Origin of the sequence: Microbacterium sp. (assembly GCF_035277845.1) — a bacterium.
Taxonomy (GTDB): Bacteria; Actinomycetota; Actinomycetes; order Actinomycetales; family Microbacteriaceae; genus Microbacterium.
On sequence record NZ_DATEJS010000256.1, the window covers coordinates 1 to 14,448 of the forward strand.

The 14,448-nt window shown below is 69.6% G+C and carries 15 protein-coding genes; 5 read left to right on the forward strand and 10 right to left on the reverse strand.

Going from position 1 to position 14,448, the window contains the following annotated elements; translation table 11 throughout:
• The 5 genes from VJR25_RS11040 to nrdH form a co-directional block, all read right to left on the reverse strand.
• The coding region (locus VJR25_RS11040) for a hypothetical protein (protein WP_324115021.1) at window positions 1-485 on the reverse strand (485 nt) is incomplete at its 3' end.
• Between the two features lie 293 nt (window positions 486-778).
• Window positions 779-1,753, reverse strand: coding sequence for a class 1b ribonucleoside-diphosphate reductase subunit beta (gene nrdF / locus VJR25_RS11045; RefSeq protein WP_324115022.1), 975 nt, complete (start codon window positions 1,751-1,753; stop codon window positions 779-781).
• 51 nt (window positions 1,754-1,804) lie between these two features.
• A complete protein-coding gene (gene nrdE / locus VJR25_RS11050) occupies window positions 1,805-3,961 on the reverse strand; it encodes a class 1b ribonucleoside-diphosphate reductase subunit alpha (RefSeq protein WP_324115023.1) in 2,157 nt (718 codons plus the stop codon).
• Window positions 3,943-4,425: a class Ib ribonucleoside-diphosphate reductase assembly flavoprotein NrdI gene (gene nrdI, locus VJR25_RS11055; protein WP_324115024.1), complete on the reverse strand. Its 483-nt coding sequence runs from the start codon at window positions 4,423-4,425 to the stop codon at window positions 3,943-3,945. Before nrdI ends, nrdE begins: the two co-directional genes overlap by 19 nt.
• 48 nt (window positions 4,426-4,473) lie before the next feature.
• A complete protein-coding gene (nrdH, locus tag VJR25_RS11060) occupies window positions 4,474-4,707 on the reverse strand; it encodes a glutaredoxin-like protein NrdH (protein WP_324115025.1) in 234 nt (77 codons plus the stop codon).
• 425 nt (window positions 4,708-5,132) lie between these two features.
• Here nrdH and VJR25_RS11065 point away from each other — a divergent pair, with 425 nt between their 5' ends.
• The 3 genes from VJR25_RS11065 to VJR25_RS11075 are packed head-to-tail and all read left to right on the forward strand — an operon-like array spanning window position 5,133 to window position 8,222.
• A complete protein-coding gene (locus VJR25_RS11065; protein WP_414683772.1) occupies window positions 5,133-6,290 on the forward strand; it encodes an MFS transporter in 1,158 nt (385 codons plus the stop codon).
• A gap of 22 nt (window positions 6,291-6,312) precedes the next feature.
• Window positions 6,313-7,068: an alpha/beta hydrolase gene (locus VJR25_RS11070; RefSeq protein WP_324115027.1), complete on the forward strand. Its 756-nt coding sequence runs from the start codon at window positions 6,313-6,315 to the stop codon at window positions 7,066-7,068.
• Window positions 7,065-8,222 (forward strand): acyl-CoA dehydrogenase family protein, encoded by a 1,158-nt coding sequence (locus tag VJR25_RS11075; RefSeq protein WP_324115028.1) that lies wholly within the window; start codon window positions 7,065-7,067, stop codon window positions 8,220-8,222. The genes VJR25_RS11070 and VJR25_RS11075 overlap by 4 nt, the downstream gene beginning before the upstream one ends.
• 6 nt (window positions 8,223-8,228) lie before the next feature.
• Here VJR25_RS11075 and VJR25_RS11080 read toward each other — a convergent pair whose 3' ends face one another.
• Both VJR25_RS11080 and VJR25_RS11085 read right to left on the reverse strand, forming a co-directional pair.
• Window positions 8,229-9,359, reverse strand: coding sequence for an alanine--glyoxylate aminotransferase family protein (locus VJR25_RS11080; protein WP_324115029.1), 1,131 nt, complete (start codon window positions 9,357-9,359; stop codon window positions 8,229-8,231).
• 30 nt (window positions 9,360-9,389) lie between these two features.
• Complete coding sequence (locus VJR25_RS11085) at window positions 9,390-9,665, reverse strand: metal-sensitive transcriptional regulator (protein ID WP_324115030.1); 276 nt, start codon at window positions 9,663-9,665, stop codon at window positions 9,390-9,392.
• 41 nt (window positions 9,666-9,706) lie between these two features.
• On the opposite strand from VJR25_RS11085, the gene VJR25_RS11090 reads away from it, so the two are divergent.
• Together VJR25_RS11090 and VJR25_RS11095 are read left to right on the forward strand one after the other, a co-directional pair.
• Window positions 9,707-10,987, forward strand: a complete 1,281-nt coding sequence (locus VJR25_RS11090; RefSeq protein ID WP_324115031.1) for a DUF445 domain-containing protein — start codon at window positions 9,707-9,709, stop codon at window positions 10,985-10,987.
• Between the two features lie 50 nt (window positions 10,988-11,037).
• Window positions 11,038-11,514, forward strand: a complete 477-nt coding sequence (locus tag VJR25_RS11095; RefSeq protein ID WP_324115032.1) for a SixA phosphatase family protein — start codon at window positions 11,038-11,040, stop codon at window positions 11,512-11,514.
• 126 nt (window positions 11,515-11,640) lie between these two features.
• On the opposite strand, the gene hutI is transcribed toward VJR25_RS11095, so the two are convergent.
• The 3 genes from hutI to VJR25_RS11110 form a co-directional block, all read right to left on the reverse strand.
• Window positions 11,641-12,798, reverse strand: a complete 1,158-nt coding sequence (hutI, locus tag VJR25_RS11100; RefSeq protein ID WP_324115033.1) for an imidazolonepropionase — start codon at window positions 12,796-12,798, stop codon at window positions 11,641-11,643.
• A 4-nt stretch (window positions 12,799-12,802) separates the two neighbouring features.
• The gene (locus VJR25_RS11105) at window positions 12,803-14,029 is read right to left on the reverse strand and encodes a formimidoylglutamate deiminase (protein ID WP_324115034.1); all 1,227 of its coding nucleotides are present in this window, start codon (window positions 14,027-14,029) and stop codon (window positions 12,803-12,805) included.
• Window positions 14,026-14,448 (reverse strand): M20/M25/M40 family metallo-hydrolase (locus VJR25_RS11110; protein ID WP_324115035.1); only part of this gene is annotated, 423 nt, incomplete at its 5' end. The genes VJR25_RS11110 and VJR25_RS11105, both read right to left, overlap by 4 nt.

Consider the following 14,448-nt stretch of genomic DNA (forward strand, 5'->3'; position numbering starts at 1 on the left):
AGCGTCGGCGCGGTCGTGTCGCAGTTGTGGGCCGTCCACGTGACGTTGACGGTGTTGGTCCCGCCGACGTCCCCGTTGGACGCGTTGTGTCCGTCGAACTTGAACGTCACCGTTCCCGCACCGCTGGCGGTCTGCGCCGGCAGGGTGACCACTGCGAGCGCGGTGGAGGTGCTCTGGAAGTTCGTGGCCTGGCTCGCCCAGGTGCTCTGCACCGTGATGGTGCCCGGCGTCACGGTCGCGGTCATGCCGTCGGTCGCGGAATCGAACCAGACGGCCACGCTGCTGCCGTTGGCGAAGATGTTCGAGTCGCTGTTGCCGTTGCCGTTGCCGTTGCCGTTGCGACGTGCGGCGATGAGCACGTTGAACTGCGCGGCCTGGCCCGTACACACATCGATGCTGGCCGCCTGCCCGTTGGTGACGGGCGAGATGCCGTCGCCGTCGAGCGCGAGCCCGTCGGCGAATGCGGCTGTGGCACCTCCCGTCACCAGGAGAAGCGCTGCGACCGCAGCGGCCAGCGTTCGGAAAACACGTCGTCGTGCCATGGTGGCTCCCCAGTCTCACCTGGCGCCGATCCCCAGCGGCCGGCACGCAGTTGGCTCATGGTAGCCACGGCTGAACGTTCGGCAATTGCAACCTGCGGATTTCTTGAGGGAGAATTGCGGCCGTCTTGAGCACCCGGTCTCAACCTCGTATGAGCGGACGACGAAGGCCCGGCGACCGCTCACAGAGCGGGCCGCCGGGCCTGTGTTTCGTCAGGCGATCCGCCCTGACCGGTGCGTCAGAAGTCCCAGTCGTCGTCTTCCGTGCTGACCGCCTTGCCGATGACGTACGACGAGCCCGACCCCGAGAAGAAGTCGTGGTTCTCGTCGGCGTTCGGCGACAGGGCCGACAGGATCGCCGGGTTCACGTTCGTGACCGTCGACGGGAACATGGCCTCGTAGCCGAGGTTCATGAGCGCCTTGTTCGCGTTGTAGTGCAGGAACTTCTTGACGTCCTCGGTGAGGCCGACGCTGTCGTAGAGGTCCTGCGTGTACTGCACCTCGTTGTCGTACAGCTCGTAGAGCAGCGAGAAGGTGTAGTCCTTGAGGTCGTCGCGCGTCGCCTGGTCGACCTGCTCGAGACCCTTCTGGAATTTGTAGCCGATGTAGTACCCATGCACGGCCTCGTCGCGGATGATGAGGCGGATCATGTCGGCGGTGTTGGTGAGCTTGGCTCGGCTCGACCAGTGCATCGGCAGGTAGAAGCCCGAGTAGAAGAGGAACGACTCGAGCAGGGTGGATGCCACCTTGCGCTTGAGCGGCTCATCGCCCCGGTAGTACTCCATGACGATCTGCGCCTTGCGCTGCAGGTTGACGTTCTCGGTCGACCAGCGGAACGCCTCGTCGATGTCCTTCGTCGAGCACAGCGTCGAGAAGATCGACGAGTAGCTCTTCGCATGCACCGACTCCATGAACGCGATGTTCGTGTACACAGCCTCCTCGTGCGGCGTCACCGCATCGGGGATGAGCGAAACCGCGCCGACGGTGCCCTGAATGGTGTCGAGCAGCGTGAGGCCGGTGAACACGCGCATCGTGAGGGTCTGCTCGTCGGGGGTGAGCGTGTTCCACGATTGGATGTCGTTGGACAGCGGCACCTTCTCGGGGAGCCAGAAGTTGCCCGTGAGGCGGTTCCACACCTCGACGTCCTTCTCGTCCTCGATGCGATTCCAGTTGATCGCCTGCACGTGATCCAGCAGCTGAAGCTTCTCTGCCATGTGTTTTCCTTTTGGTCGGTCGTTGAGCGAGCGGAGCGAGACCCGGCTGTGTCAGAGCATGCAGCTGACGCAGCCGTCGACCTCGGTGCCCTCGAGCGCCAGCTGCCGCAGGCGGATGTAGTAGATCGTCTTGATGCCCTTGCGCCAGGCGTAGATCTGCGCCTTGTTGATGTCGCGCGTGGTCGCGGTGTCCTTGAAGAACAGCGTGAGCGACAGGCCCTGGTCGACGTGCTGGGTGGCGGCGGCGTACGTGTCGATGACCTTCTCGTAGCCGATCTCGTACGCGTCCTGGTAGTACTCCAGGTTCTCGTTCGTCATGAACGGCGCCGGGTAGTACACGCGACCGAGCTTGCCCTCCTTGCGGATCTCGATCTTCGATGCGATCGGGTGGATCGAGCTCGTCGAGTTGTTGATGTACGAGATCGAGCCGGTGGGCGGCACCGCCTGCAGGTTCTGGTTGTAGATCCCGTGCTCCTGGATCGACGCCTTCAGCGCCGCCCAGTCGGCCTGCGTGGGTACAGCGATGCCGGCGAACAGCTCCTTGACCTTCTCGGTCTCCGGCGCCCACTCGCGTTCGAGGTACTTGTCGAAGAACTCCCCCGACGCGTACGTCGAGTCGGCGAACCCGTCGAAGGTCTGCCCGCGCTCGATCGCGATGAGGTTCGAGGCCCGCAGGGCGTGGAACAGCACCGTGTAGAAGTAGATGTTCGTGAAGTCGATGCCCTCGTCGGAGCCGTAGTGCACGTGCTCGCGCGCCAGGTACCCGTGCAGGTTCATCTGGCCGAGGCCGATCGCATGCGATCGGTCGTTGCCGTCCTCGATGGAGCGCACCGACGCGATGTGGCTCTGGTCGCTCACCGCGGTGAGCGCCCGGATCGCGGTCTCGACGGTGCGGCCGAGGTCGCCGCCGTCCATCGCCAGGGCGATGTTCATCGAGCCGAGGTTGCAGGAGATGTCCTTGCCGATCCCGGCGTACGAGAGGTCCTCGTTGTATGTCGTGGGCGTGTTGACCTGCAGGATCTCGCTGCACAGGTTGGACATGTTGATCCGGCCCTTGATGGGGTTGGCCCGGTTCACCGTGTCCTCGAACATGATGTACGGGTAGCCGGATTCGAACTGGATCTCCGCCAGGGTCTGGAAGAACTGGCGCGCGTTGATCTTCGTCTTCTTGATGCGCGCGTCATCGACCATCTCGCGGTACTTCTCGGTGATCGAGACATCGCCGAAGGGCACCCCATAGACGCGCTCGACGTCGTACGGAGAGAACAGGTACATGTCCTCGTTGTTCTTGGCGAGCTCGAACGTGATGTCGGGCACCACGACGCCGAGCGAGAGGGTCTTGATGCGGATCTTCTCGTCGGCGTTCTCGCGCTTGGTGTCGAGGAACCGCATGATGTCGGGGTGGTGCGCCGACAGGTAGACGGCGCCGGCGCCCTGACGGGCACCCAGCTGGTTGGCGTAGCTGAAGCTGTCTTCGAGCAGCTTCATGACCGGGATGATGCCCGAGGACTGGTTCTCGATCTGCTTGATCGGCGCGCCCGCCTCGCGGATGTTCGACAGCAGCAGCGCCACGCCGCCGCCGCGCTTGCTCAGCTGCAGGGCGGAGTTGATGCCGCGGGCGATTGACTCCATGTTGTCCTCGATGCGCAGCAGGAAGCACGAGACGAGCTCGCCGCGCTGCGCCTTGCCGGTGTTGAGGAAGGTGGGGGTCGCCGGCTGGAACCGCCCGGCGATGATCTCGTCGACGAGCTCCGTGGCGAGCTTCTGGTCGCCGTCGGCGAGGCCGAGCGCGGTCATCACGACGCGGTCCTCGAAGCGCTCGAGGTAGCGCTTGCCGTCGAAGGTCTTCAGCGTGTAGCTCGTGTAGTACTTGAACGCGCCGAGGAACGTGTCGAAGCGGAACTTCTTGTCATAGGCGCGCTGGTTGAGCTGGCTGATGAACTCGAACGGGTACTTGTCGATGACGGCGCCCTCGTAGTACTCCTTCTCGACGAGGTAGTCGAGGCGCTCCTTGAGCGAGTGGAAGAACACCGTGTTCTGGTTGACGTGCTGCAGGAAGTACTCGCGCGCGGCCCGGCGGTCGGCGTCGAACTGGATCTTGCCGTCCGCGCCGTACAGGTTGAGCATCGCGTTGAGGGCGTGGTAATCCATCCCCTCGAAGCGCGCGTCCGTCTTGAAGCCCGCCTCTGTCAGTGCTGCTTCCACCATCGCTCCATTCCCCTGCTGACGCGTTCCACGTCTTCTGGCGTGCCGAAAAGTTCAAGCCGGTACAAGTGCGGCACATGGCACTTGCGGCTGATGATGTCGCCGGCGAGACCGAAGTGCTCGCCGAAGTTGGTGTTGCCCGTGGAGATGACTCCGCGGATCAGGCTCCGGTTGCGTTCGTCGTTGAGGAACCGGATGACCTGCTTGGGCACCGCCCCGCGTTCCTCGCCGCGTCCCTGTCCCCCGCCGTAGGTCGGGGTGACGAGGACGAACGGCTCGTGGACGACGAGCGGCTGCTCGGTCGAGTGGAGCGGGATGCGGATGCTGCGCAGGCGATGACCGGCATCCTGCTGCGCGGCGGTGAGCTTCTCGACGAATCGGGCCGTGTTGCCCGAGACGCTCGAGAAGTAGACCAGAAGCGGGACCGGGCCCGCACCGAGGCGGGTCCCGCTCTCGTGAGTCGTCATGACACCTGCGGTCACGGCCCGCCCCGGTCCCTGAGCTTCGTCGAAGGGCTACGCGAGGCGAGCGGCGAGCTCGTCGATCTTGTCGGGACGGAAGCCCGACCAGTGGTCTTCGTCGGTGACGACGACCGGCGCCTGCAGGTAGCCGAGAGCCTTGACCTGCTCGAGCGCATCAGGGTCCTGCGAGAGGTCGTGGACCTCGTACTCGAGCCCCTTCGAATCCAGCGCACGGTAGGTCGCGTTGCACTGCACGCATGCAGGCTTGGTGTAGACGGTGATCGCCATGTCGACCAGCCTCTCCCCTCTGATTTGACGTTGTTCCGGCAAGTCCCCGCCGCCGGAGCTCCAATACTACATATGGGTACGGGGCGGAGGAAGCACCACTAGGGCTAGTAGTTACAACAGTGTAGTTTTCCACCGCATTCCCCATCTCGCCCACAATTCCTCCACCGATCCGTCCACAGTCCGCGAGACCTCGTCACGGGCGGAATCACGCGGGTCGCGAGGGAGTCGGACGGCATCCCTCCACAACCGGACGCTACGCGGGGGCTCCGACATCCGATCCGCCTGTGGACAGACGCTCCGGCGTGTCGCGGTGCCCTCCCGGCGTGTCGTGGTCGCGCCGTGCACGCGTCGGACGGGATCGCTAGCGTTGAGGGGTGGCAGGTTCGGGGTATCGGGAGCTCCTGCGCTCCCCCGGTGTGGGTCGCATCATCGCCGCACAGCTGACCGCCCGGTTCCCGATGGGGATGACGAGCCTCGCCGTGCTGCTGCACGTGCAGCACACCACCGGCTCGTACGGCGACGCCGGGCTCGTTCTCGCGGCGGCGTCGGTCGGCCAGGCGGTCGCCGGACCCGTCACCAGCCGCTGGATGGGCAGCTGGGGCATCCGGCAGGTGCTCGCACTCACCACCGTCGTGTGCGCGGCCAGCATCACCGCGCTCTCGCTCCTGCCGCCGCTCCTCCCCCTGGACATGGTGCTCGGGGCTCTCGCCGGCATCTCGACCCCGCCCGTGCAGTCCGCCGTGCGCACGATCTACCCGAAGCTCGTCAACTCGACCCAGCTCACGCCGCTGTTCTCGCTGGACGCCTCGCTGCAGGAGATCATCTGGATCGTGGCGCCGGTGCTGGTCACGTTCGTGTCGACGCAGATCAGCACCGTGGTGGGCCTCCTCATGATCGTCGTCATCCTGCTCGGCGGCGGCGCCTGGTTCATCCTCTCGCCGGAGGTCGGCCGGGTGCGGATCCCGCGCAGCCGCCGCGCCTTCGGCCGGGTGCTGCTGCGCCCCGCCGTGCTGCTGGCCACCATCATCGGCTTCCTGCTCATCGGAGCCTGTGCCGCCGTCGAGGCCGGAGTCGTCGCGACGTTCGGCCACGGCGGCCTCGACGCCGGCCTCGTGCTGGCGGTGTTCTCCCTCGGCAGCCTCGCCGGCGGACTGCTGTCCGGCAGCATCCCGATCGGCCGGTGGGCGATGACGCGACGCCTCGCCATCGTCGCCGGCGGCCTGGCGCTCACGCTCGTGTCGCTCGACGTCTGGTGGCTCGGCGGGTCGCTCGTCGTCGCCGGCATCGGCATCGCGCCGGCCCTCGCCGTGCTGTTCGCGATGACCTCCGCGAGCGTCAAGTTCAGCGACACCGCCGAGGCCTTCGGCTGGGTCGGAACGGGGCAGCTGATCGGCGCCGCCGCGGGCTCCGCCATCGCCGGATTCCTGATCGACGGAGCCGGGTCCGTGGGTGCGTTCATCACCGCGATCGGGTTCGCCGCGGTGGGCCTCGTCGTGGCGGTCGTGTTCGTGCGCGGGTTCCCCGACCTGCGATTCCGGGACGCCAGTCCCATCCCCGACACCGAACCTGTTCACCTGCCGTGACCACACGGCGGAAGGAGCGACCATGGTCTCGCCCGTGACCCTGCCGCGGCTCAGCTGGGGCGACCCGGCATCCGACCGGCACGCATTGCTCGCCCACGGACTCGGCTCGACGGCCGCCCTGATGTGGCGGTTCGGCCTCGCCCTCGCCGACGCCGGCTGGTACGCCCAGGCCGTCGACCTGCGCGGCCACGGCGACGCGCCGCGGGCACTCGACTACCGGATCGAGGCGTACGCCGCCGATCTCGCGCACACGCATCCGAACCATGCCGGCGCGTGGGACCTCGTCATCGGACACTCCCTCGGCGGCACCTCGGCGACGCTCGCGAGCGCGCGCCACCCGCGCTGGGCGCGCCGCCTGGTGCTCGTCGACCCCGCCATCCACCTCGACGACGAGCAGCGCGAAGCGGTGAACAGCGGGCAGGCGGCATCCTTCGACGACCCGTCCGCGGAGTCCGTCCACCGGGCGAACCCGCGCTGGCACGCCCACGACGTCGAGCTCAAGGTCGACGCGCTGCGCCGCACCAGCCGCTGGGCCGTGGAGCAGACGGGTGTGCAGAACACGACGTGGGACGTGCGGGATGCCGCCTCCGCCGTCACGGTGCCGGCGCACGTGATCGCGGCCGACCCCGAGGTCAACTCGCTCTTCCAGGGCGAGACCGCCCGCCGCGTGCTGACCAACCCCTGCTTCACGATGTCGGTCGTCACCGGCGCCGGGCACTCCCCGCACCGTGATGATCCGGAGCAGACCATGACGCTGCTGATGGAGGCCCTGCGATGACCGCGTTCGACCCCACGACCCATCTGCCGGACGTGCTGCTCGAGCGCATCCGCTCCCGCGCAGCGCAGGTCGACCACGACAACGTGTTCCCGCAGGAGGATCTCGACGACCTGCGGGAAGCCGGCTATCTCGCCCTGCTCGTGCCCGCCGAGCTCGGCGGCGCGGGCCTCGGCCTCGCCGAGGTCTCCGTGCTGCAGCAGCGGCTCGCGACCGCCTCCCCGGCGACGGCCCTCGCGGTGAACATGCACCTGGTGTGGACCGGCGTCGCCAAGGTGATGGCCGATCGGGGCATCGACTCGCTGCGGTTCGTGCAGGAGGAGGCCGTCGCCGGCGAGGTGTTCGCCTTCGGCATCAGCGAAGCCGGCAACGACCTCGTGCTGTTCGGCAGCGACACGGACGCGGTGCCCCTGCCCGACGGCGGGTACGTCTTCACCGGACGCAAGATCTTCACGTCGCTCGGCCCGGTGTGGACGCGGCTCGGACTGCACGGCCTCGACACCACGTCGCCGGACGGGCCCAAACTCGTCTACGCGTTCGTGCCGCGCGGCGACGCCGTGGTCACACGCGACGACTGGGACACGATGGGCATGCGCGGCACGCAGAGCCGCACCACCGAGCTCAACGGAGTGGTGGCCCTGCCCGACCGGGTGGTGCGCCGCATCGACGCCGGCCCCAGTGCGGATCCGATCGTGTTCGGCATCTTCAGCGTGTTCGAGCTGCTGCTCGGCTCCGTCTACACCGGCGTCGCCCGCCGGGCCCTCGACCTCGCCGTGGCGGCCGCCGGTGCGCGCACGTCGAAGCGCACCGGCCGCCCGCTCAGCGAGGACCCCGACATCCGGTGGCGCATCGCCGGCATGGCGCTCGCGTACGACGCGCTGCCGCTGCAGCTCGCGTCGCTGTGCGCCGATGTGGATGCCGGCGTCGACCACGGCATGCGCTGGTTCACGCTGCTCTCCGGCGTCAAGCACCGTGCGGTGACCATGGCCAAGCACGTCGTCGACGAGGCGATGCTCACCGCCGGCGGGTCCGCGTATTTCACCCGCAACGAGCTCAGCCGCCTGTACCGCGACGTGCTCGCCGGGATGTTCCATCCGTCCGACCCGGAATCGGCGCACTCGACGGCCGCGAACGCCTGGCTCGGACCGTTGCCATAGGACGGCTCAGGCGCCCATGCGCTCGAGCGCGGAAGCCAGCCGGCCGACCGTGCCGTCGACGTCCGCGAGCTTGTCGAGCCCGAACAGGCCCACCCGGAAGGTCGAGAACGTGTCGGGCTCGCCGCAGTGCAACGGTACGCCGGCGGCGACCTGCACCCCGTTCGCCACGAACCGGGCTCCGGTGCGCAGACCCGGGTCGTCCGCGTGCACGACCACCACGCTCGGCGCCGCGAATCGGGATGCCGCGACCGACGGCATGCCGTGCGTCGCAAGCAACTCACGCACGCGGGTGCCGAGCTCGAGCTGCGCGCTGCGGAGGGTCTCGAGGCCCCGGGCGGTGGTCGCGATCATCTCGCCCAGGTTGTGCAAGATCGAATCGGTCGGCATCGTCGCGTGATACGCGGCGCGGCCGTCGCGATACGCGTCCGAGATCTTCAGCCAGGTGCCGAGATCGACGGCGAAGCTCGTCATGGTCCCGGACTCGACGGCCGCGCGGCCGGCGGCGCTCAGCATCACGTAGCCGACGCCCGGGGTTCCGCTCCAGCCCTTCTGCGGGGCGCTCAGCAGCGCGTCGACGCCGAGTGCCGCCATGTCGGCCCACATCCCGCCGGACGCGATGCAGTCGAGCACCATCAGTCCGCCGTTCTCGTGGACCGCCTCGGCGAGGGCACGCACGTAGTCGTCGGGCAGCAGCATCCCGGCGGCCGTCTCGACGTGCGGGGCGAAGACCACGTCGGCACGCTGCGCCCGGATCGCGGCGACAACCTCGTCGATCGGAGCGGGTGCCCACGCCGCCTGGTGCGCGTCGCTTTCCGGACGCGCGGCGCACACCGTGGTCTCGGAGGCGATGGCGCCGGCGTCGAGGATCTGCGACCACCGGTACGAGAACAGGCCGTTGCGCACCACGAGCGTGCGGCGGCCGGTCGCGAACGACCGGGCGACCGCCTCCATCGCATAGGTTCCGCCCCCGTTGACGAGGGCCACGCTGTGCGCGTTGTAGGTGCTGCGGAGGATCTCCAGCGTCTGGCGAGCCGCCCCGATGAAGCGCTGGGACATGTGGTTCAGCGAGCGGTCGGTGAACACGACCGAGTACTCCAGCAGTCCGTCGGGATCGATGTCGGCGTGGGGAAGGCTCATACGCCCAGCATCCCACGCCGCCCCTCGACGTCAGGAGCGCGAGTCGAAGTCGAATGCCTTCAGCAGTTCGGCGACGGCCTGGTCCTGTTCGTCGCCGCCGTGCTCGAACATGTGCGTGACGTGCGTGCGCAGATGGTTCTCGAGCAGCAGCTTGTTCAGCGACTCGAGGGCCTTCTGGATGGCGCGGGACTGACCGATGATGTCCATGCAGTAGTCCTCGTTCTCGATCATCTTCGCGAGCCCGCGCACCTGGCCCTCGATGATGGCGGTGCGATGCTTCGCACGCTTCTTGATGTCATCGATCACCAGGCCAGGCTACTCGCCGCAGACAGTGGCAGGATGAGCGGATGCCACGCACCCCGACCGCCCTGCTGAGCCCGGCCGACCGCGGCCGGCTGCGGGCGCTCCGGCGGATGAAGTCGGTCGCGCTCGGCGCCCTCGTCGCCCTCGCGGTCGTGTTCGTCGTCGCGTTCGCGTTGGAGGGCCGGGTGAGCTGGCTGCAGTACGTGCGGGCCGCGGCCGAGGGCGGCATGGTGGGTGCCCTGGCGGACTGGTTCGCGGTGACCGCGCTGTTCCGGCATCCGCTCGGGCTGCCGATCCCGCACACCGCGATCATCCCGTCCCGCAAGGACGAGATCGGCCGCAGCCTCGGCGAGTTCGTCGAGACGAACTTCCTCTCGGCGGACGCGGTGCGCGCCAAGCTGGGGGCGACCGCGATGGCGGAGCGCCTGGGCGGCTGGCTCGCCGACGACGCGCACGCGGCCCGCGTGGTGCGGGAAGCGTCGGGGGTGGCCACCGGCATCCTGCGCGCTCTCAGCGACGACGACGTGCAGGAGGTGCTCGCGGAACTCGCCCGCGAGCACCTGCTCGAGCCCGAATGGGGGCCGGCGGCGGGCGCATGGCTGGAGCGGGTGGTCGCCGCGGAGGCGCATCACGGGGCCGTCGACCTCGCCGTCGACAGCATCGCCACCTGGCTGGATGCGAACCGGGCATCCTTCGACGGACTCGTGTCGCGGCGCCTGCCCGCGTGGGTGCCGTCGGTGGCGCACCGGTTCGTCGACGCGACGGTCTACCGTGAGGCGGTCGGATTCGTGCGCGCGGTGCAGGCCGATCCGGGGCATCCGGCGCGGGCGGCGATCGACGGGTATCTCGCGCGTCTCGCCGACGCATTGCAGCAGGATCCGGCGATGATCGCGCGCGTGGAGGGCGCCAAACGCGCCGTGTTCGACTCGCCGCGCGTGCGGGCGCTGGCCGCGCAGGTGTGGGATGCCGCGAAGTCCGGTCTGCTGAAGTCCCTCGCCGATCCGCGGAGCGCACTCCGGGCGCGGGCGACGAGCGCGGTCGGCGACATCGGGCACCGGCTCGCGACCGATCCCGGGCTGCAGGCACGCGTCGACTCGTGGCTGACGGCCGCCGCGGTCACGGCGGTCGACCGCTACCGGCATGACATCGCCTCGATCATCGTGGAGACCGTCGAGCGGTGGGATGCCGCGGAGACGACCGAGAAGATCGAGCTGATGGTGGGACGCGACCTGCAGTACATCCGGCTGAACGGCACGGTCGTCGGCGCCATCGCGGGGGTCACGATCTTCGCGGTCGCGCAGGCCGTGATCCCGATCGGTCGGTGAGCGACCCCTTCGTTCGCTCCACGGGCGTCGTCCCGTGGGACGATGCCAGCATGATCAGCGTTGCCCTGGTGCGCCATGCGAAATCCGACTGGGGCGATCCGTCCCTGCCCGACCACGACCGTCCGCTGAACGCGCGCGGCGAGCGGGATGCCCCGGTGCAGGCCGCGCGCCTGGCCGACACCGGTTTCCGGCCCGACGTCATCCTGTCGTCCACGGCGCTGCGGGCGCGCACGACGGCGCGGGCGTTCGCCGACGAGTTCGGCGTCGAGCCCGACCTGCAGTCCGAGCTGTATGCGGCATCCGCCCCCGAACTGCTGCGCGCGGTCGAGGAGGCCGGGCTCGCGGGCGCCGACTCGGTGCTGATCGTGGCGCACGATCCCGGCATGACCGACCTGGCCTGCGCCCTGTCGGGCGAGCGCATCGACCACATGCCGACGTGCGCCGTCGCCACCTTCTCGTGGGATGACGACGACTGGCACGTCATCGACAGCGTCGAACCGGCCCAGTGGGACCTGCAGGTCCCCTAGTCCCCGCCGCCCCGCCCGCTCCAGCGGCCCATCCGGCCCCGCTGCGCCTCGTTGACTTGCCCTGGATGTACGCGACACGCCGCGCGCGCCGTACATCCAGGGCAAGTCAACGAGCAGGGGGGCGCGTCAGGCGACCCGGATGCCGTCCTTGTAGACGCGCTCGATGATCGGCACGCCGGGGCGGTAGGCCAGGTGCACGCGCGTGGGGGCGTCCAGCATCACGAGGTCGGCGCGCTTGCCGGGCGCGATCACGCCGATGTCGTCGCGGCGCAGCGCCCGGGCCCCGCCGGCGGTCGCCGCCCAGACGGCTTCGGCCGGGGTCATCCTCATCTCGCGCACCGCCAGGGCGACCATCAGGGGCATCGAGTTCGTGTAGCACGAGCCCGGGTTGCAGTCGCAGGCGATCGCGACGGTCGCGCCCGCGTCGATGAGACGGCGCGCGTCGGGATACGGATGCCGGGTGGAGAACTCGACGCCGGGAAGCAGGGTCGCCACCGTGTCGGAGCCGGCCAGCGCCGCGACATCCTCATCGCTCAGATACGTGCAGTGGTCGACGGATGCCGCCCCCATCTCGACGGCGACCTGCACGCCCTCGCCGGGGCCGAGCTGGTTGCCGTGCATGCGCGGGATCAGGCCCGCTGCGATGCCGGCGGCGAGGACGCGGCGGGCCTCGTCCGCGGTGAACGCGCCGCGCTCGCAGAACACGTCGATGTACTTGGCGTGCGGTGCGGCGGCCCGGAGCATCGGGCCGGTCACCAGGTCCACGTACTCGTCGCGCGCGTCCGCGTACTCGGCCGGCACGACGTGGGCGCCGAGGTATGTCACCTCGGGGGTGACCTCCGCGGCGATGCGCGCGCCGCGCTCCTCGTCGTGCACGGTCAGCCCGTAGCCGGTCTTGACCTCGAGGGTGGTCGTGCCCTGACGTGCCGCCTCCGCCACGTGGTCGGCCAGCCGCGCACGCAGATCGTCGTCCGACGCCGCGCGCGTCGCGGTCACGGTGCGACGTATGCCTCCCGCGGCATACGGCACGCCGGTCATCCGCGCCTCGAACTCGTCCGCGCGATCGCCCGCGAAGATCAAGTGGCTGTGGCTGTCGACGAAGCCGGGGATGACGGCGTGCCCGCGTGCGTCGACGGTGTCGGGATGCACCGGCGCCTCGGCGGCGCGGCCGACCCAGGCGATCCGGCCGTCCTCGATGAGGATCGCGGCATCCTTCAGCGTCCCGGACCGGTCGTCGCCGGCCGGGACGTTCGTGGTCAGCTCGCCGATGTTCGTGATCAGCATGGACTCACCTCTCCGGGCGGGTGAGGCGGCCCGCCACGATCGTCGCCGTCACGTCACCGGAGCGCGCGACGAGGGGCAGCTGCACCGGGTCCGCGCCGGCGGTGCGGGTGGTGCCCAGGTCGACCTCGACAGCGTCGAAGGGACGGCCGATCCGGAATCCGTCCGTGCCGGAACCGGCACACCACAGCTGCGCCGGGGTGAAGATCCCGCGGCGCTGCAGGCGCAGGCGCTGGTCCAGCTCGAGCCGGGCGGTCTCCTCCCACGGGTCGATCGTCGCGTTCTGGTCCGAGCCGATCGCGAGGCGCGCACCGGCGGCGAGCAGCTCCGGCGCGGGGCCGATGCCGTCGCCGAGGTCGGCCTCCGTGGTCGGGCACATCACGATCGTGGCTCCGGCGGTTCCGAGCAGGCGGATGTCCAGGTCGGTGAGGTGGGTGGCGTGCACGGCCGACAGACGCGCCGTGACGAGACCGTGGGCGGCGAGCAGGGCGGTCGGCGTCACCCCGTGCGCGGCGAGGCACTGCTCGTTCTCCGCGGGCTGCTCCGAGACGTGCACGTGCAGCGGCATGTCCGCCGGCAGCCCTGCGGCGACCGCCGACAGATCGGCCGGCTCGACGGCCCGTACCGAGTGCACGGCCGCGCCGAGCGTCGTCAGCGGATAGGGGGCGAGAGCCGCGCGCAGCGCGTGCCAGCGCGCAAGCCAGGCATGCACGTCGCCGTCGCCGAAACGCTGCTGTTCCGGCGCGAGCGGCGCGCCGACTCCTCCGCGCAGGTAGAGCGTGTCCAGCAGCACCAGACGGATGCCGGCGGCCGCGGCCGCCTCGGCGAGCCCGATCTCCATGTCGTGCGCGGGATACGGCGTGCCGTCCGGCCGATGGTGCACGTAGTGGAACTCGCTGACCGAGGTGTAACCGGCATCCCGCATCTCGGTGAACACGCGCGTCGCGAGTTCGCGGTAGCCGTCCGGCGTGAGCGCGGCCGCTTCGGCGTACATGCGCGTGCGCCACTGCCAGAAGTCCCCGCCACCGGCGTGGGTGTGCCCGCGGAGGTTGCGGTGGAAGGCGTGCGAGTGCGCGTTCTCGAACCCGGGGACGACCGCGGTCAGGCGCACGTCGCCCGGCTGGGCGTCGGCGCGCACGTCGAGCGCGCGGATGGCATCCCCGTCGGTCTCGATGCGCACACCGGGGACGAACTCGCCGCCGACGAGCGCCTGGGCGCAGTGGAACGCGGTCATGCGGCCGCTCCCGCGAGATCGCGCAGCACGTCTGCCAGGGCCCCGGCCCCGATCTCGCAGTCCTCGTCGCGCGCGCCCTCACCGGGGGCGTGCGAGACGCCGGACGGGTTGCGCACGAAGATCATGGCGGTCGGCACGTGCGGGGCGAGGATGCCGGCGTCGTGCCCGGCCCCGGTCGGGATCGCGGGCACGTCGCCGAGGATCGCGGCGATCCGGTCGGTGAGCTCCGGCTCGAACGCCACGATCGGCGAGAACGACTCCTCGAACACCGTGAGCGTGCAGCCCTCGGCGCCCACGACCGCCTCGACGCGGGCGAGCGTGTCGGCCAGCTGGGCGCGCACGTCGTCGTCGGCGGCGGCGCGGATGTCGAGCCACGCCTCGGCGCGGGAGGCGATGACGTTGGTGCCGTTCGGTGTGAC